We start from the raw sequence: 18,458 nt of genomic DNA on the forward strand, positions 1-18,458 counted from the left end.
CCACCGACGAGCTGGAGGACGACATGTCCCGCACCACGAGGAAGAGCCCGGTGGGTCCTGCCCTTGGTGCCGCGCGTCCCGATCCTGGCCTGGCGGGTCCCGTCCGGGGTGCCGCGCGTCCCGACGCCGGCCCGGTGGGTCCTGCCCTTGGTGCCGCGCGTCCCGATCCTGGCCTGGCGGGTCCGGCGCGGGGTGCCGCGCGTCCGGATCCCGGCCTGGCAGGTCCCGTCCGGGGTACCGCCCGGCCCGACGCCGGTCCGGCGGGTGCCGCGCGGCCCGTCACACCGCCCTCCGGGGCCGCCGGCGCGGCGTCCGCCGCCGGGCCGTCCCCGGCCGCCGCGAACCTGAGCGCGCCGCCCGGCCCGCGCCGTCCCGGGCCCGGCCCGTCGGGCCCCGCCGGTCCGGGGACGCACCCAGCCGTACCGGGGGGAGCCGAACAGACCTCGTCCGGCCCGGCCGCCACTGCGCCGGGCCCGGCCCGGCCCGGTGCGGGTTCCGGCGTCGCCCGGGCGGCCGCCCCGGCGCCCCGCCCCGGGCCCGAGGACCGCGCCGCCGGGCGGGCGATCCCGCCGCACCGCGAGCCGGGGCGGCCCGAGCCGTCAGGCGTTGCGCCGGTGCCACCGCCGGGGGCCGCGGGCGAGCCGGTGGTGGCGCGGGCCGCTGCGGCTGTCGTACCACCCGTCGAGCCGGCGGACGGACCGGCGCTGCGCCGGCCCGCGGAGCCCGAGTCGCCGGACGACGACACGGCCGGCCCCGGCGGGCTGCGCGGCGCGCGGTCCGAGCTGCGCCGCCGGATGCGTGAGCGGCGGCGGCTGCGGATGGGCATCCTCGCCCTGGTCAGCGTGGTGCTGCTCGGCGCGGTCCCGCTCTACTTCGGCATCCGTACGCTCAGCCGCGATCCGGTCTTCGACACCCTCGACGAGCTGGACGTGCCGGGCTGGGCGGCGGTGCAGACCGTCGACGACGTCAGCGGCAGCCGGTGGTGCCTGCTCGACTGCCGGCTCCGCGAACGCACGGCCACCTCCGAGCGGCCGCCGGCGGAGACGGCACAGGTCTACGAGCGGGCGCTGGCCGACGACGGCTGGCAGCCGTGGAAGGTGAGCCGCTGCCCCGAGCAACCCGCGAAGGGGAGCTACACGTGCTGGCGCCGGGACGAGCTGACCCTCGACCTGTGGGTACGTGAGCCCGCCTGCGTGCCGCCGCCGGTGGACGGGGAACCGGCGGTCGTGCCGTCGCCCGAACCGGCGACCGCTGCGGAGCAGTGCTCCGGCTCGTTGGTGTCGGTGAAGGTCCGCAACGCGATCGACGACGAGCGGACCCGGCCCCAGCCCACCACCGACCCGTCACTCACCGGGGAGGATCCCTTCCCGACGGTCAGCGAGGATCCGCTCGCGACGCCGACACCCTCACCGTCCTGAGCCGGTTTCCATCACGGACGGTAGGGTCTGGGGCTGGCGGACCGCCAGCCCCCGCCGGCCCCTCGCGGGTGCCGGGCGGCGGTGTGGGCAGGACGGTCGCACGTTCCGGGGGCGTCGGGTTCCCGGAACTCTGCTTGAGGAGGACAGGCGTGGGCTTTTTCGAGGTCGCGGCGCTGATCGCGGCGATCGCGTTCGCGATGCTGGTGCTGATCCTGACGCTGCCCATCCTGCGGCTGCGGCACACCGTGGACGCCACCACCCGGATGATCAACGACCTGAACGACCGGACCGCGCCGCTGCTGGGCGACGTGAACACCACGGTGAAGAACGTCAACACCGCCCTGGAGCAGGTGCAGACCTCCCTGGACGGGGTCAACCTCCAGCTCGCCAAGGTCGACACCATGACCAGCCACGCGCAGAACGTCACCGCCAACGTCGCGAACCTGGCGACCGTCGTCTCCGCCGCCGCCGCCAACCCGTTGGTCAAGGTGGCCGCCTTCGGCTACGGCGTACGCAAGGCCGCCTCCGCCCGGCGGCACGCCGAGACCGAGCGTGAGGTGCGCGACACCATCAAGCAGCAGCGGCGGGCCGCCAAGCGCGGCAACCGCTGATCCGGCACGACCAGGAGGAGCTCGGAGATGAGGCGGTTGTTCTGGCTCGGCATCGGGCTGGCCGTCGGCGTGGTGGTGGTCCGCAAGGCCACCCGCACCGCACAGGCGTACACCCCGGCCGGCATCGCCAGCACGGTGACCGAATCCGCTGGCGGGCTGGCGGAGTCGCTGCGTAGCTTCGTGGAGGACGTCCGGATCGCGATGGCCGAGCGCGAGCAGGAGATCCACGAGGCGTTCGCCCAGGGCGAGGCGTTCGACGACCAGTTCGCCGAGCTGCGGGAGGACCCGCGCATCGGCGACCGAGAGATCTTTCCGGAGGAACACCAGCGATGAAGACGGCGGAGATCAAGCGGCGGTACCTCGCCCACTTCGAGGCGAACGGCCACACCGTGGTGCCGTCCGCTCCGCTGCCCGCCATCAGCGACCCGAACCTGCTGTTCGTCAACGCCGGCATGGTGCAGTTCGTGCCCTACTTCCTGGGGCAGCAGACCCCGCCGTACCGGCGGGCGGTCAGCGTGCAGAAGTGCATCCGTACGCCCGACATCGACGAGGTCGGCAAGACCAGCCGGCACGGCACGTTCTTCCAGATGAACGGCAACTTCTCCTTCGGTGACTACTTCAAGGACGGGGCGATCCCGCTCGCCTGGGACCTGGTCACCAAGTCCCAGGAGCAGGGCGGGTTCGGCCTGGACCCGGAGCGGATCTGGCCGACGGTCTACCTCGACGACGACGAGGCGTTCGAGATCTGGCGCTCGGTCGGGGTGCCGACCGAGCGGATCGTGCGCCGGGGCAAGGCGGACAACTTCTGGTCGATGGGCATCCCCGGCCCGTGCGGCCCGTGCTCCGAGCTGTTCTACGACCGTGGCCCGGAGTACGGCCGCGAGGGCGGCCCGGCGGTCGACGAGGACCGCTACATGGAGTTCTGGAACCTCGTCTTCATGCAGTTCGAGCGCGGCCCGGGCACCGGCAAGGAGGACTACCCGATCCTCGGCGACCTGCCGGCGAAGAACATCGACACCGGCATGGGCCTGGAGCGGATGGCGTCCATCCTCCAGGGCGTCGACAACCTCTACGAGATCGACGAGGTCCGGCCGATCCTCGACCGGGCCGCCGAGCTGACGGACAAGCGCTACGGCGCCCGGTCCGGCCAGGTCGCCAGCGAGTCGCACCCGGACGACGTGCGGCTGCGGGTGATCGCCGACCACGTGCGCACGGCGCTGATGCTGATCGGCGACGGGGTCACCCCGAGCAACGAGGGGCGCGGCTACGTGCTGCGCCGCATCATGCGCCGGGCGATCCGGTCGGTGCGGCTGCTGGGCTGGCAGGAGCGGGCGCTGCCCGAGCTGCTGCCGGTGGCCCGCGACTGCATGGCCCCGTCGTACCCGGAGCTGGCCGCCGACTTCGACCGGATCGCCGACTACGCGTACGCGGAGGAGGACGCCTTCCTGTCCACCCTGCGGGCCGGCACCACGATCCTGGACACGGCCATCGCGGAGACCCGTACGGCCGGCAAGCCGGCGTTGTCGGGTGAGAAGGCGTTCCAGCTGCACGACACGTACGGCTTCCCGATCGACCTGACGCTGGAGATCGCGGCCGAGCAGGGCCTGGCGGTCGACGCGGAGGGCTTCCGCCGGCTGATGGCCGACCAGCGGGCGCGCGCCAAGGCCGACGCGCAGGCGCGCAAGACCGGGCACACCGACCTGTCGGCGTACCGGTCGGTGCTCGACTCGGGCGGCCCGGTGCGGTTCACCGGCTACGGCGAGGTGTCCCGGGAGTCGACGGTGCGGGCGGTGCTCGGCGTCGACGGCCCCCGCCAGGCGGCGGTCGAGGGCGACACGATCGAGCTGGTGCTCGACGCCACCCCGTTCTACGCCGAGGGCGGCGGGCAGCAGCCCGACCTCGGCATGATCACAGTGGGCGGCGGCCAGGTCGAGGTGCTCGACGTGCAGCAGCCGGTGCCCGGCCTGATCGTGCACCGCGCCCGGGTGCTGCGGGGCGAGGTGCGGGCGGGGGAGACCGGCTACGCCGAGATCGACACCACCCGCCGGCGGGCGATCTCCCGGTCGCACACGGCGACGCACCTGGTGCACCAGACGATGCGCAACTTCCTCGGCGAGTCCGCCACCCAGGCCGGTTCGCTGAACGCCCCGGGCCGGCTGCGCTTCGACTTCAACACCCCGACGGGGGTGGCGCCGAGCGTGCTGCGCGACGTCGAGCAGCAGGTCAACGAGGTGCTCCTGGCCGACCTGGAGGTGCACGCCTTCATCACCTCGCTGGAGGAGGCGCGGCGCATCGGCGCGATGGCGCTCTTCGGCGAGAAGTACGGCGAGGAGGTGCGGGTCGTCGAGGTCGGCGACTACGCCCGCGAGCTGTGCGGCGGCACCCACGTCTCCCGCTCCGGCCAGCTCGGCCTCGTGAAGATCCTCAACGAGTCGTCGATCGGCTCCGGGGTGCGCCGCGTCGAGGCCCTGGTCGGCATGGACGCCTTCAACTTCCTGGCCCGGGAGCACCTGCTGGTCTCCCGCCTCGCCGAGCTGTACCGGGTGCCCAACGACCAGGTCGCCGACCGGGTCGAGCAGACCGTGACGCAGCTGCGCGACGCCGAGAAGGAGTTGGAGAAGCTGCGGGCCCAGCTGGTGCTCGGCGGCGCGGCGGCGCTCGCGGCGCAGGCCAAGGACGTGGGCGGGGTCGCGTACGTGGGCACCGAGGCGCCGGAGGGCGCGGCCGGCAACGACGTGCGTACCCTCGCCCAGGAGGTCCGGGGCAAGATCGACCCGGCGCGGCCGGCGGTCGTCGCGGTGGCGGCCCGGGCAGGAGGCAAGGCGTCGCTGGTCGTCGCGGTGAACCCGGCGGCGCGCAGCCGGGGCCTGGCCGCGTCGGACCTGGTCAAGGCGGCCTTCTCCGGGCGCGGCGGCGGCAGCCCCGACCTGGCCCAGGGCGGCGGCCTGCCGGCCGCCGAGGCGCCGAACCTGCTCCGCACGGTCGAGAAGGCGATCGCCGACGCGTGATACGTGCTCGCAGCGGCCAGGGCGGACCCGCGTGGTCCGCCCTGGTTCGCCGTTTCAGGGGGAGTCACCGACCGTGAGTGAGTTGTCCCGGGGTGTCCGGCTCGGGGTGGACGTCGGGCAGGTCCGGGTGGGGGTCTCCCGCTCGGACCCGCACGGCGTGCTGGCCACCCCGCTGGTGACCCTCGCCCGCGACCTCACCGCCGCCCCGGACGCCGTGCCGGCCGACATCGTCGCGCTCGCCGCGCTGGTGGCCGAGCACGAGGCGGTGGAGATCGTCGTCGGCCTTCCGGTCAATCTCGCCGGCAAGCACGGTCCCGCCGCCGTACACGTGAAGGCGTACGCTGGCCGACTGGCTGATGTAATAGCGCCCGTTCCGGTGGCGCTCACCGACGAGAGGATGTCCACGGTCGTGGCGTCTCGTAGGCTTGCCGAGCGTGGGGTCCGAGGAAAACGGCAACGAGCGGTGGTCGACCAGGCTGCCGCGGTGGAGATTCTGCAGAGCTGGCTGGACGCGCAGCGGAGGCGGACGCGATGATGGACGATCTTGACCTCGGGTTCGACGAGCAGGACCGGGGGGAGAAGGGCAAGCACCGGCGCGGCGCGGTGCGCAAGCGCAAGGAGGGCTCCGGCGGTGGCGGCCGGGGCAAGACCGTCCTCGCGCTGCTGCTCGCCGTCGTCCTGCTGGGCGCGATCGGCGGCGGCGCCTTCTACGGCTTCGACCGCGTCCAGAGCTACTTCGTGACCCCCGACTACGACGGCGCGGGCACCGGCGAGGTGACTGTCGAGATCAAGCAGGGCGCGCTGATCGCCGACATGGCCAACGCGCTGGTCGCCGCCGACGTGGTGAAGAGCGCCAAGGCGTTCATCGAGGCCGCCGAGGGCAACGCCCGCAGCAAGAACATCCAGCCGGGCACGTACAAGCTGCGCAAGCAGATGAGCGGTGAGAGCGCCGTCACCGCGATGCTCGACCTGAAGAACCGGATCGTCAACGGGGTCACCATCCCGGAGGGCCGGACGGCGAAGAACGTCTACCAGCTGCTCTCCAAGGAAACCAAGATCCCGGTGAAGGACTTCGAGGCGGCGGCGAAGGACCCGATCGCTCGAGGCGTGCCGGATTGGTGGTTCAAGCGCACCGACAACAAGAAGGTGAAGCCGTCGATCGAGGGCTTCCTCTACCCGGACACCTACGAGATCCCGCCGAAGGCGACCGCCGAGACCATCATCGAGCTGATGGTCGAGAACTTCCTCAGTGTGACCAGCGAGATGCAGTTCGCGGACCGGGTGCAGAAGGAGCGCAAGATCAGCCCGTACGAGGCGCTGATCGTCGCGTCGCTGGCGCAGGCCGAGGCGGGGAACAAGGACGACCTGGGCAAGGTCGCCCGGGTGGCGTACAACCGGGTGTTCGGCGAGTTCGACTGCAACTGCCTGGAGATGGACGTCACGGTCAACTACTACCTGGAGCTGACCGGGCAGAAGACCAAGACGTCCGGTCAGATGACGGCCGCCGACCTGGACAACCCGAAGAACCCGTACAACCGCAAGCTGCCCGGTCTCGTGCCCACCCCGATCAACAACCCGGGCAAGCAGGCCATGGAGGGCGCGATGGACCCGCCGCCCGGCAAGTGGCTCTTCTTCGTGGCGATCGACAAGGAGGGGCACTCCGCCTTCGCCGAGACCTACGAGGAACACCTGAAGAACGAGGCCAAGGCCAAGGAGAACGGCATCATCTGATGACGGCCGCACGCCGGGCGGGGGTGCTCGGCACGCCGATCGCGCACTCCCTCTCGCCGGTGATCCACAACGCCGGCTACGCGGCGGCGGGGCTGGCCGGGTGGTCGTACACCCGGATCGAGTGCGCGGCGGCGGAGCTGCCGGACGTGGTCGCCGGCCTCGGCCCGGAGTGGGCCGGGCTGTCGGTGACCATGCCGGGCAAGGAGGCGGCGCTCGCGGTGGCCGCCGAGGTCTCGCCGGTCGCCGCCGCCGTCGGCGCCGCCAACACGCTGGTACGCCGCCCGGACGGCTCCTGGTACGCCGACAACACCGACGTGGTCGGCATGGTCGAGGTGCTCACCGAGGCCGGGGTGCGCCCGGGCGCGACGGTGACGGTGCTGGGCGCGGGCGGCACCGCCCGCGCGGCGGTGGCTGCGGCGGGCCGGCTCGGTGCCCGCGCGGTGACCGTGGTGGCCCGTCGCCCGGCGGCGGTCGAGGAGCTGCGCCCGGTGGCCCGCGCGGTCGACGTGCCGATGCGCGCGGCGGCCTGGGACGACGACGCGGCGACCCACCTCGGCGCCGACGTGGTGATCTCGACCGTGCCGAAGGGAGTCGCCGACCCGCTGGCCGTCGCGGCGGACTGGCGGCCCGGCACGGTGCTCTTCGACGCGCTCTACGACCCGTGGCCGACGCCACTGGCCGCGTCGGCCGAGGCGGCCGGCTGCCGGATCGTCTCCGGCCTCGACCTGCTCCTGGCCCAGGCGGTGGGCCAGTTCGAGCACTTCACGGGCGTCGCGGCGCCCCGGGCGGCGATGGCCGCCGCGTTGGCCGCCGCCCGCGCCGCCTGACCGCCGGCGCGGGGGCGGGAGTGTCCCCTGTGGTCGTCCAGGGCATCCTTAGGCGACGGTTAAGACGCGCTTAGGTCCGGCTGTCGTCCCCACGTCACGCCGTGGCCGTGGTTACGCTGCTGACCGTCACCGTCCGACACACAGGGAGTACTCCTTGAGCAGGCACGGACTGCACCGCCTCACCCGGCACCCCGGCCCTCGGCGTAAGGCCGTCGTCCTCGGCGTGGCCGGCGCCACCGTGGTGGCCGGCATCGTGGCCACCACGATGCCGCTGCTGGCCGCCGACGACCTGTCGATCCCGGCGACCGCCGACACCACGGCGACCATGGTGCCGCAGGACGGCGACAACGGGGCGAAGACGACGCTGGCGACCTGCGCGGTCCGCTGCGACGGCAACCCCCGGGGCGGCCGGGAGGCCGTCGTCCAGTTCGCCGTGACCACCCTGCCGGCGGCGGCGGTCAACGTGCGGGCCACCCTGCGGGTGCACGCGTGGCAGGAGTTCCCGGCGACGGTGACCGCGCACGCCTCCGCGGTGGACGCCCGCGCGGCCCGGCCGACGCCGGCGCTGCCCGGGGCGGCCCTGGACACCGTCTCGAAGGTGGCGAGGGGCTTCAACGAGTGGGACGTCTCGGCGCTGGTGAAGGGCAACGGCACCTGGACGGTCTCGCTGGCGCAGACCGGCCTCGAGACGAGGATCTACTGGGCGTCGACGGAGAACCGTAACCCCGACCTGCGGCCGCGCCTGGAGATCCGCTACGACGTCGGCGCCCGGCCCACCCCCGTGGTGACCAGCGCCGCGCCGTCGCCGAGCCGGACGGTCGCGCCCAGCCCCACGCCGCGGCCGACGCCCAGCGCCAGCCCCACCCGCGCCAGCCCGAGCCCGTCGGCGAGCCCGTCGGGCGGCACCGACCGGTGCGGCGCGGTGTCGAGCAGGCTGGTGCCCTCCTGCGGCGCCTGGTGGGGGATGTACTCCCCGTCCAGCGCCGGCGACGGATGGGACCACGGCGCGGCGGTCGCCGAGGTGGAGGCGCAGGTCGGGCGGAAGTTCGACATCGTGCACCGCTACCACGACTTCTCCAACGCCGGCAGCAACGGCGCCTTCCCCGACGCGTACCAGCGGCAGCAGATGCGCGAGGGGCGGCTCATGTTCTTCGCCTGGGAGTCGCGGATCTTCTCCTCCGGCACTGTGCTGACCTGGCAGGACGTCTACAGCGGCCGCTACGACGAGACCATCGACGCGGTCGCCGGCCGGATCCGCGACACCGGCGTGCCGGTGTTCATGGGCTTCGACCACGAGCCGGAGGACGAGCCGGCCAAGGGCAGCGACGCCGACTTCGTCCGCGCCTGGCGGCACGTGCACGACCGGTTCGCCAAGGCGGGCGCCGACAACGCGGTGTGGGTGTGGACGATGATGGGCTGGTCGGGCCACTACGACCGCTACGCCGGTCTCTATCCCGGTGACCGGTACGTCGACTGGGTGGGCTACGACCCGTACAACTTCCACGTCTGCAACGGCAGCAAGGTCTGGAAGAGCCCGGCCACCACCATCGGCAACTTCTACCGCTGGCTGGACGAGAACCGCCTCGGGGTCGGCAAGCCGCGGATGCTCGCCGAGTTCGGCACCAACTTCGACGCGGCCGACCCGGACGCGAAGCGGCGCTGGTTCGAGGAGTTCCCGGCGGCGCTGAAGGCGCACCCGAAGATCAAGGCGGCGATCTACTTCAACTCCCCGGGGATGACCCGCCGGACGGACACCTGTGACATGACCATGAACCACGACGCCGCGTCGGTGGCGGGATTCGCCCGCGCCGGGCGCGACAGCTACCTGCGGCAGCCCACCGGGGGCGCCCGCTGACACCGCGCGTCCACACTTCGACCCACAGTGATACGGCGAGTCGGACATCCGACTTGCTGTGTGCGGTGTCATGTTGCTGATGCAGTGACCGCCCAATCGGCGGATATCGCCGGCCTGGGTCGACCAGGCACGCTACGCGGGTTCTCTCCCGACATGGAGGCGTAGCGTGCCCGACATCCCGCTCTCTCGGCGAACCGCCGGACTCCGCACCCGGGCGGGGGTGGTCGCACTCGTGACCGCCGCCGCCGTGCTGGCCGTCCCCACCGGGACCTCCGCCGCCCTGGTGCCGGCGCCCGAACCGGCGACCCTGGTCTCGGCCAATCCGGCCGACGCCACACCGCACGCCAGGGACGGCGAGACCCGCGCCTTCGCGCAGGTCGGCTCCACGGTGTTCGTCGGCGGCAGCTTCACCCAGATCCGGCAGACCGCCAGCGCGGCGTGGACCACCCAGCGTTACCTCTTCGCGTACGACCGGGCCACCGGCACGATCTCGACCAGCTTCCTGCCGGTGCTGGACGGCGCCGTCAACACGCTTGTCGCCGGGCCCGGCGGCACGCTGATCGTCGGCGGCACCTTCAAGAACGTCAACGGCGTCTCCCGCAAGAACCTGGTGGCGCTCGACCCCGCCACGGGCGCGATCGTCGACAGCTGGGTCGGCCGCTCCGACGGCGGCACCGTGCGCGACCTGGCGCTGCACGGCAACTGGCTCTACGTGGCCGGGGCGTTCAACTGGCTCAACGGCACCGCGCACGCCGGGCTCGGCCGGCTCAACGCCACGACCGGGGCGATCGACCCGACCTTCAGCGTCGACGCGACCGTCGGGCGCCACGGGACCACGTCGTACGTGTGGACGATCGACGTCGCCCCCGACGGCGGCACCCTGGCCGTCGGCGGCAACTTCACGCTCGTCAACGACCTGCCGCGCAACCAGATGGCGCTTGTCGACCTCACCGGCACCCCGGCGGTGCTGGACTGGAGCACGGAGAAGTTCGTGCCGCCGTGCGCGTCGCCGGCGACCTTCGTGCACTACGTGCAGGACGTCAAGTTCGGCGGCGACGGCAGCTGGTTCGTCGTCGGCACCAACGGCGGCTCGGGCTGGCCGGCCGCGTACTGCGACGCGCTGGTGCGCTTCGAGACCGCCGCCCGGGGCACCGGGCAGCTCGGCACCTGGGTCGACTACACCGGCAACGACACCATCACCTCCGTCGAGGTCGCCGACAACGTCATCTACCTGGGCGGGCACTTCCGCTGGCTGAACAACCCGAACGCCAGCGACCGCGCCGGCAACGGCGCGATCGACCGGCTCGGCATCGCCGCCGTCACCCCGGCCACCGGCATGCCGGTCAACTGGAACCCGCGCCGCAGCGGCAGCGCGTCGATGCCGGCCGGCACCAGCAACTGGGGCTCCTCCGTGCCGGTGCTCTGGCGCGGCAGCGACGGGCTCTACTTCGGTCACAACTCCGACGGCATGGGCAACGAGTACCACGGCCGGCTCGGGATGTTCCCGCTGACCGGCGGGCGCACCATCACCCCGAAGAACGCGCCGACCGCCACCAGCGGCAACCTCTACGTCGGCACCGGCGCGGGCGAGCTGGCCAAGGTGCCGTTCGACGGGACCGCCCTGGGCACCCCGACCACGGTCAGCCAGCCCAACTACACGGCGGCCGGCGCGACCTGGCGGGTGGACGACCGGATCTACTGGTCGCACACCGTCGCCGGCACCCCCACGGGCAGCCGGATCGACATCTCGCTGTTCAACGGCGGCGCGATCGGTGCCCCGTGGGAGGCGTCCGGCTACAACGACTGGTTCAACCCGGCGCTGATGACCGGCGCCTTCTACCTCGACGGGCGCCTCTACTACACCCGCTCGGGCGCCACCGGCCTCTACTACCGCTACTTCGAGATCGACGGCAACTACCTCGGCGCCACCGAGTTCACGCTGCCCACCACCGGAGTCACCTGGTCGGCCGTGCGGGGCATGGCCTGGGTCGCCGGCCGGGTCGTGTACGGTGCCACCGACGGAACGCTGCGCAGCGTGCCGTTCGACCCGACGGCCGCCCCGGCGGTCGACGGAACGACGGCGACGGTGGTCCCGGCGACCGCCGGCGTGACGTGGTCAACGCCGTCGACCTTCTTCTCCGTGCAGTGACGGTCGACTGTTCGTAACGGAACATCGGTAGATTGTTCACGTTGGGCCGGCGACGGATCAGCCGTCGCCGGCCCGCACGACGTGGGGAGGGTCGTTGGTCGGCTCGGGTGGCAACCGCAGAGGGCTCGCGGTACGGGTCGTCTTCGCGGTCAAGCGCCGCTGGTACACGCTGCGCTATCCCCGCCTGACGCTGGGTCGGGGCGTGGAGATCCGCGGCCGGATCCGGCTGCGCCGGGGCGTACGGGTGAGCATCGGTGACCGCACCCGGATCAACAAGCTGGTCCGCTTCGCCGGTCCCGGCGAGGTGCGGGTCGGCGCCGACTGCCTGTTGAACGCCACCTGGATCGGCACCTGGACGTCGGTCACCATCGGCGACCGGTGCCTGCTCTCGGACTGCGAGCTGCTGGACAACGACTTCCACAACCTGCCTCCCGAGCAGCGGCACGACCCGCCCGTCCCGGCCACCCGCGCCCCGATCACGATCGAGGACAACGTGTGGATCGGGGCGCACGCCCTGGTGATGAAGGGCGTGCGGATCGGCCGGGACAGTGTCGTGGGCGCCGCCACGGTGGTCCGTACGGACGTGCCGCCGCGGGTCGTGGTCGCTGGAAATCCACAACAGACGGTGAAGAAGTTCAATGACTGACGCTTCCTCAGGCACCTGGGCCACGGACGTCCCCGCCAGCGGTGGCGGCACACCGGGCCGCACCGTCACGCTGACCGACCTGCTGCGCGTCCCGCTGCACCGGATCCGGCTCGTCGGGGCCGTCGCCGCGATCGGCCTGCTCGCCGCGCTCGGCTACGTGGTGCTCGTACCGGCCGCCGTGTCCGCCAGCGCGGTCGTGGCGGTGCGTCCCGTCGTCACCGACGCGTTCACGCCCAGCGGCGCCGCCGCCGACCGGGCGGTGAACATGAACGTGGAGAGCGGCATCGCCACGGGCACCGACGTGGTGCAGCGGCTGGCCGACTCGGGCGGCATGGACCCGCGCGAGGTGCGCGACGCCCTCGAGGTCGAGGTGCCCACCGGCGGGCAGATCCTGCGCTTCGTCTACCAGGCCCCCACCGCGGAGCAGGCGGTCGAGGGCGTCAACCTCGCCGCCCAGGCCTACCTCGACGTGCGCCGCACGATGTACGAGAAGCAGCGCGAGGAGATGCTGCGCTCGTACGACGAGAGCATCGCCAAGGTCGCCGCCCAGCAGGCCGCCCTCCAGAAGCGGGTCAACAACGCCCGGGAGGGCGCCGTCGACGCCGCGGTGACCGAGCTGACCGGCATCAACAACCAGCTCACCCAGCTCAACGCCGCCCGCACCGAGATCGCCGCCGTCGACGTCAACCCCGGCTGGGTCACCCAGACCGCCGAGCGGGCCCTGGCCTCCTCCGCCGGCAACCGCCCGCTCTACCTGCTCGCCGGCCTGCTCGGCGGGACGCTGCTCGGCGTGGTGCTGGCGTACGCCTGGGAGTCGATGGACCGGCGGATCCGGTCGGTCGACGACGGCCGGGACGCCACCGGGCTCCCGCTGCTCGGCACGGTCCGCAGCCGCCGGTGGCGCGGCGGCAAGGAGGCGGTCGACGCCGACATCCGGTACGTGGCGATGGCCATCGCCGAGCGGGTGCGCCAGCCCGCCCGGGTGTCGCTGCTGACCGCCCGCGAGGAGGACCCCACGGCCATCACCGCCGGGCTGGCGGTGGCGCTGGCGGCCGTCGGCCGGGAGGTCTTCGTCGCCGACGACAGCGGGCGCGCCGACCGGCTGCGCAGCACCGTGCTCGCCGACCGGGAGCGGCTGCCCGCCGCGGCGGACCCGTCCCGCCCGCTCGTCCCGAAGCCCCGGCCGGCCGGCTCGACGACGGACGGCAAGAGTGGCGGCACCGCGGAGCCGGCCGCGGCCCGTCGCCCGTCGCCGCACCCGATCGGCGCCCGCCCGTCCACCGACCCGGACGCCACGCTGACCCTGCCCCGGGTCACCTCGACGGCGGCCGGTGAGAACGGCAAGGCGTCGAGCACCGACCCGGTGACCGTGGGCGCGGGCAGCGTCCGGTTCGGCATCTGGCGGCAGGGCGCCGACCACAGCCTGGTGCTGTTCAACGCCCCGCCGGCGGAGTCCGACGAGCGCGGGGTGGCCGTCGCCCGGCAGGGCACGGCGGTCGTGGTGGTCGAACAGGACCGGACCCGGCAGGGCGACCTGCGCCGCCTCGTGGAGCGGCTGCGCGCCGCCGGTGTCACCCCGCTCGGCTTCGTGTTGACGCGCTGCGGCCGGGGCTGATCCGTGCCGGTCACCCGCGCGCCGGCGACGACCGAGCCGGGCGGCGGCCCGGGCGCCGCCGCGCCGCTGCCGCAGCCACCACCCCCGCCACGGTTGCCGCTCTGGCCGCTGGCGTTGATGTTCGGCCTGGTGCCGGTGTGGTGGCTGGCCGGCGCGTTCTACCTCGGGTGGCCCCTGCTCGGGGCGCTGCTGTTCGCGCTGCTGTTCATCCGGGGCCGGGTGCCGCTGCCTCCGGCCGCCGGGATCTGGCTGCTGTTCCTTGCCATCGTGGTGGTCAGCGCCACCCAGTTGCAGACGCCGGCCTCCGTGCTGACGTTCGCCCTGCGGCTCGCCTTCTATCTCACCGCGCTCGTGGTGGGCGTCTACGTCTACGCGGTCGCCCGGGAACGCCCCGACCAGGTCGCCGTCCTCCTCCCGCTCTGCGCCTTCTGGTTCGGGCTGGTCGCGCTGGGCTGGCTGGGCGTGCTGGCCCCCCGGTTCGCGCTGACCACCCCGGTGGAGGTGCTGCTCCCCGGCGGGGTGGCCAACACCCCGTTCATCCAGGACATGGTCCACCTCACCACCGCGGAGTACAGCGCCCGGTCGTTGAACCCGATCTACCGGCCGGCCGCGCCGTTCGCGTACACCAACAACTACGGCAGCGCGTACGCGATGACGCTGCCCTGCGTGGTGGCCTTCACCATGCTGCGCCGGCGCGGCGTGCTGCGCTGGGCGCTGCTGGCGTCGCTGCCGCTGTCGCTGGCGCCGGCCTTCCTCACGCTCAACCGGGCGATGTTCCTCAGCCTCGGCGCCGGGCTGGCGGTGCTCGGCGTCCGCGCCGCGCTGCGCGGCAACGTCCGGGTGGCCGCGTCGATCGTCGGGGTGGTGGTCACCGGTGGCCTCGTCACCCTGTTCATCCCGGTCACCCAGCTGATCGGCAACCGGGTCGAGTCCAGCGACACCAACACCGACCGGCTCTCCCTCTACGTGGAGGTGATCCGGCGGGTACGGGAGTCGCCCTGGCTCGGCTACGGCGCGCCGGTGAACGTCGACACCGTCAGCGCCGAGGCGCCGATCGGCACCCAGGGGCAGTTGTGGATGGTGCTGTTCAGCCACGGCGTCCCCGCGCTGCTGTGCTTCCTCGCCTGGTTCGTGGTCGCCGCGCTGATCTGCGCCCGCGCCACGTCCGCCGCCGGGCAGTGGCTGGCCGTGGTGCCGGTGGTCTGCCTGGTGCAGATCCCCTTCTACGGCATGGCCAACCAGAACCTCGCGGTCGCCTTCTTCGCGGTCGCCTTCGCGATGGCGCTCACCGAGCGGGAGACGGCGGTCCGACTGCACCGCCCCCGCATCCCGCGCCCGAAGGCGGTGCCCGCATGACCGCCGCCACCCGCCCGCCGTCCGGCCCCCACCCGGCCGCCGCACCCGCCGCGTCGGGCCCGGGCGGAGCGCCGCCCGGCGACGACACGGAGACCCGCCGCAGCGTCCGCAGCGGCGTGGCCGGGCTGGTCGGCGCGGCCACCAGCGGCCTCTTCGGCTTCCTGCTCGCGGTGGTCATCACCCGCGGCTACGGCACGGTCGGCTCCGGGGCGTTCTTCGCCGCGATCGGTGTGGTCACCGTCGCCACCGCCGTGTGCACCCTCGGCGCGGAGACCGGGCTGATGTGGGCGCTGCCCCGCCGGCGCCTCGGCGCGCGGGGCGACGCCGCCCGGGTCCTCCCGGTGGCGCTGGTCCCGCCGCTGCTGGTCGCGGTCGCCGTCGCCGTGGGCGGGGTGCTCGCCGCCGACGCGCTCGCCCCGCGCCTGCTCGGCGGCTCCGGCGTCGACGGCGCGGCCCTGCTGACGGCCAGCTTCGCCGCGGTGCCGGTGGTGGTGGCGATGACGCTGCTGCTCGCGGCGCTGCGCTGCGTGCGCCCGATCCGGGCGTACGTCGGGGTGCAGTTCTTCCTGCTGCCGGTGGCCCGGCCCGTGCTGGTGGGCGCGGCGGCCCTGGCCGGCGGTGGCCTGCTGGCCGGCATGACCGGCTGGCTGGTGCCGGCGGCGCTCGCCCTGCTGGCCTGCCTGACGCTGGTGGCCGGCCCGCTCGGCGTCGGCCGGGGCGCGGCGCTGCGGCCCGCGCGGGACGACTGGTCGGCGTTCTGGCGCTTCGCGCTGCCGAGGGCCGCGTCGGCCGCCATCGACGCCGGCAACATGTGGGTGGGCGTGCTGCTCACGTCGGTGCTCGCCGGGCCGGCCGACGCCGGCGTGTTCGGCGCCGTCGGGCGCTACATCCTCGCCGGCCAACTGGCCATGCAGGGGCTGCGGGTGGCGGTGTCACCGCAGCTGTCCCGGCTGCTCGGGCGCGGGGACCGGGCCGCAGCGGCGGCCGTGCACCGGCAGTTGACCACGTGGGGGCTGGTGCTGTCCTGGCCGGTCTACCTGCTGCTCGCCGTCTTCGGGCTGGCATTCCTCCAGCTCTTCGGGCCCGAGTTCACCGCCGGCGCCCCCGCGATGACCGTGCTCGCGCTGGCCATGCTGGTCAACACCGGGGTCGGCAACGTGCAGAGCCTGCTGCTGATGGGCGGGCGCAGCGGGCTGCACCTGGCCGCCACGCTGGCCGGGCTGCTGGTCACGGTCTCCCTCGGGCTGTGGCTGATCCCGGCGCACGGTGCGACGGGGGCGGCGCTGGCCTGGGCGCTCGGCATCGCCACCGAGAACCTCACGGCGGTCGGCTGCGCCCGGGCCGTGGTCGGCCAGCCGCTTGTCGACGCGGCGATGCTGCGGGCCGGGGCGGCCACCGTCGCCGGGGTGGGGGCCGCGGCGGGGATCGGGGTGCTGGCCGGCGGCCGGGGGATCGGCGGCCTGGCCGTGGCCCTGGGCGTGCTGGCCGCCGGCTGCGTCGGCTTGTTGACGTTGCCCCGGGTGCGGCACCGCATCCGGGTGACCATGGTGCAGGTTCGTGGGCGGCAGGAGGCGGCCCCGGCCGCCACCGGGCGCGCCCCGGAGGAATCGAAGGGCAGGTGAGGTTCGTCGTGCCGTCCATCCGAGACCGGGTGAAGCAGCTCGTACCGACCCAGGTGACGGAGCGGGTGCGGGAGTCGCTCGTCGACTACGGGGTACGGACCAGCGACCGGCGACCACTGCCGGACTTCCTCATCATCGGCACCAAGCGGGGCGGCACCACCTCGCTGTGGAACTACCTGATCCAGCACCCGCTGGTGCCCCGGCTCTTCCCGGCCTGGAACACCAAGTCCTCGCACTACTTCGAAGAGCACTGGCGCCGGGGCGAGGCCTGGTACCGCTCGCACTTCCCCACCCAGCGCCACCGGGAGGCGCTGGAGAAGCGGCACGGCGGGCCGGTACGCGTCGGCGAGGCGGCGCCGCTGTACATGTTCCACCCCCTCGCGGCGCAGCGGGTCGCCGCGCTGATGCCGTCGGTGCGGCTGATCGTGCTGCTGCGCGACCCGGTGGAGCGGGCGTACTCGCACTGGAAGGAGCGGCGCACACACGGCATCGAGCCGCTCGACTTCGCCGCCGCGCTGGCCGCCGAGCAGGAGCGCACGGCGGGGGAGCGGGAGCGGCTGATCGCCGAGCCGGAGTACTTCAGCGAGCCGTACGACTGGTACACCTACCGGGCCCGGGGCCGCTACCTGGAGCACCTGGAGCCGTGGCTGGAGCGCTTCGACCGGGAGCAGATCCTCTTCCTGCCCAGCGAGGACCTCTACCGCGACGCCCGGTCCACCTACCGCCGGACGCTGGACTTCCTCGGCCTGCCCCCGCACGACCTGCCCGACTTCAAGGTCTACAACGACCGCCGTTCGTCGCCGCTGGAGCCGGCGGTGCGCGTCGAGCTGACCGAGTACTACCGCCCGTACAACGACGCGTTGCGGCAGCGGTTGGGGCTGGAGCTCGACTGGCCGGACCAGGCCCCGTGACGGCGCGGGCCACCGCCGCCGACCCCCGCACGCGCACCGACGGGCTGGGCTGGGTCACCCGGGCGGTGTTCGGCGACGAGCGGATCGCCCTGACCGTGGGCGCCCCGCCGCCGCCCGGGCACCGCGCCGTCGCCCGATACGCCGTCGTCCCGTCGCTCGCCCGGGCCCGCTTCCTGCTGCCGCTCGGCGCGCCCCGGGCCACGGCCGCCTCGCTGCTGGCGTACAACGCGCTGCGCCCGCCGAAGGTGCGGGCCGTGCGGGCCGGGCTCGGCACGCTGGCGCGGGTCGGCGCGGTCGACCTGGCCCCGTTCCCCCGGCTGACGGTGTCGCTGCCCGAGGGCGTCGCGGCCGACGAGGCGCTGCTGGCCGGGCGGCTGGGCGCCGCGCTCGGGAGACCGGCCGTGTACGCGGCCTGCGGGGTCCGCCCGCCGGACCCGAACCACAAGCCCACCCTGCAACTGTTCGCCCCGGACGGCCGGGCCCTCGGCTACGCGAAGATCGGCTGGAACGGGGCCACCCGGGCGCTGGTGACCGCCGAGGCGGCGGCCCTGCGGGAGTTGCCGGCGGTGACCGGCGTGCCCGACCACCCGGCGGCGCCCCGGCTGCTGGCCGAGTGTCGCTCATCGGTGATGTTCTTCCTGTCAGGTGAAGATCGGGCTGCGGCGTTCGATGAGGGTCACGTCACGCCAGGTGCCGTGGTGGCGGCCGA

The 18,458-nt window shown here is 73.7% G+C and carries 14 protein-coding genes and 1 pseudogene; all 15 read left to right on the plus strand.

Annotated elements, in window-relative coordinates; all coding sequences use genetic code 11:
• The first annotated feature begins 794 nt into the window (after window positions 1-794).
• Complete coding sequence (locus AB0B83_RS27710; RefSeq protein ID WP_311414457.1) at window positions 795-1,418, plus strand: hypothetical protein; 624 nt, start codon at window positions 795-797, stop codon at window positions 1,416-1,418.
• Window positions 1,419-1,567: 149 nt separating this feature from the next.
• Complete coding sequence (locus AB0B83_RS27715) at window positions 1,568-2,029, plus strand: DUF948 domain-containing protein (protein WP_089000990.1); 462 nt, start codon at window positions 1,568-1,570, stop codon at window positions 2,027-2,029.
• Window positions 2,030-2,056: 27 nt separating this feature from the next.
• Window positions 2,057-2,362 carry a hypothetical protein gene (locus tag AB0B83_RS27720; protein ID WP_132240143.1) on the plus strand — a complete coding sequence of 102 codons (306 nt, stop codon included), beginning with the start codon at window positions 2,057-2,059 and terminating at the stop codon, window positions 2,360-2,362.
• A complete protein-coding gene (gene alaS, locus AB0B83_RS27725) occupies window positions 2,359-5,037 on the plus strand; it encodes an alanine--tRNA ligase (RefSeq protein WP_357580627.1) in 2,679 nt (892 codons plus the stop codon). The genes AB0B83_RS27720 and alaS overlap by 4 nt, the downstream gene beginning before the upstream one ends.
• Before the next feature lie 73 nt (window positions 5,038-5,110).
• A complete protein-coding gene (ruvX, locus tag AB0B83_RS27730) occupies window positions 5,111-5,572 on the plus strand; it encodes a Holliday junction resolvase RuvX (RefSeq protein ID WP_151456029.1) in 462 nt (153 codons plus the stop codon).
• Window positions 5,569-6,768, plus strand: a complete 1,200-nt coding sequence (gene mltG, locus AB0B83_RS27735) for an endolytic transglycosylase MltG (RefSeq protein ID WP_357580628.1) — start codon at window positions 5,569-5,571, stop codon at window positions 6,766-6,768. The genes ruvX and mltG overlap by 4 nt, the downstream gene beginning before the upstream one ends.
• Window positions 6,768-7,595 carry a shikimate dehydrogenase gene (locus tag AB0B83_RS27740; protein WP_357580629.1) on the plus strand — a complete coding sequence of 276 codons (828 nt, stop codon included), beginning with the start codon at window positions 6,768-6,770 and terminating at the stop codon, window positions 7,593-7,595. Before mltG ends, AB0B83_RS27740 begins: the two co-directional genes overlap by 1 nt.
• A gap of 154 nt (window positions 7,596-7,749) precedes the next feature.
• Window positions 7,750-9,450, plus strand: coding sequence for a glycosyl hydrolase (locus tag AB0B83_RS27745; RefSeq protein WP_357580630.1), 1,701 nt, complete (start codon window positions 7,750-7,752; stop codon window positions 9,448-9,450).
• 220 nt (window positions 9,451-9,670) lie between these two features.
• Complete coding sequence (locus AB0B83_RS27750) at window positions 9,671-11,599, plus strand: hypothetical protein (protein WP_357580631.1); 1,929 nt, start codon at window positions 9,671-9,673, stop codon at window positions 11,597-11,599.
• Between the two features lie 94 nt (window positions 11,600-11,693).
• Window positions 11,694-12,245: an acyltransferase gene (locus tag AB0B83_RS27755; protein WP_357580632.1), complete on the plus strand. Its 552-nt coding sequence runs from the start codon at window positions 11,694-11,696 to the stop codon at window positions 12,243-12,245.
• Window positions 12,238-13,860: a lipopolysaccharide biosynthesis protein gene (locus AB0B83_RS27760; protein WP_357580633.1), complete on the plus strand. Its 1,623-nt coding sequence runs from the start codon at window positions 12,238-12,240 to the stop codon at window positions 13,858-13,860. Before AB0B83_RS27755 ends, AB0B83_RS27760 begins: the two co-directional genes overlap by 8 nt.
• 66 nt (window positions 13,861-13,926) lie before the next feature.
• Window positions 13,927-15,216, plus strand: coding sequence for an O-antigen ligase family protein (locus tag AB0B83_RS27765; RefSeq protein WP_357580636.1), 1,290 nt, complete (start codon window positions 13,927-13,929; stop codon window positions 15,214-15,216).
• Window positions 15,213-16,838, plus strand: coding sequence for a lipopolysaccharide biosynthesis protein (locus AB0B83_RS27770; protein WP_357580634.1), 1,626 nt, complete (start codon window positions 15,213-15,215; stop codon window positions 16,836-16,838). Before AB0B83_RS27765 ends, AB0B83_RS27770 begins: the two co-directional genes overlap by 4 nt.
• Window positions 16,839-16,846: 8 nt before the next feature.
• On the plus strand, window positions 16,847-17,749 hold the full coding sequence (locus AB0B83_RS27775) for a sulfotransferase domain-containing protein (RefSeq protein WP_357580635.1): 903 nt from the start codon (window positions 16,847-16,849) through the stop codon (window positions 17,747-17,749).
• Window positions 17,746-18,458: pseudogene (locus tag AB0B83_RS27780) on the plus strand (hypothetical protein); the annotation flags it as partial. The gene AB0B83_RS27775 and the pseudogene AB0B83_RS27780, both read left to right, overlap by 4 nt.

The organism is Micromonospora sp. NPDC049060 (genome assembly GCF_040649055.1).
Lineage (GTDB): Bacteria > Actinomycetota > Actinomycetes > Mycobacteriales > Micromonosporaceae > Micromonospora > Micromonospora reichwaldensis.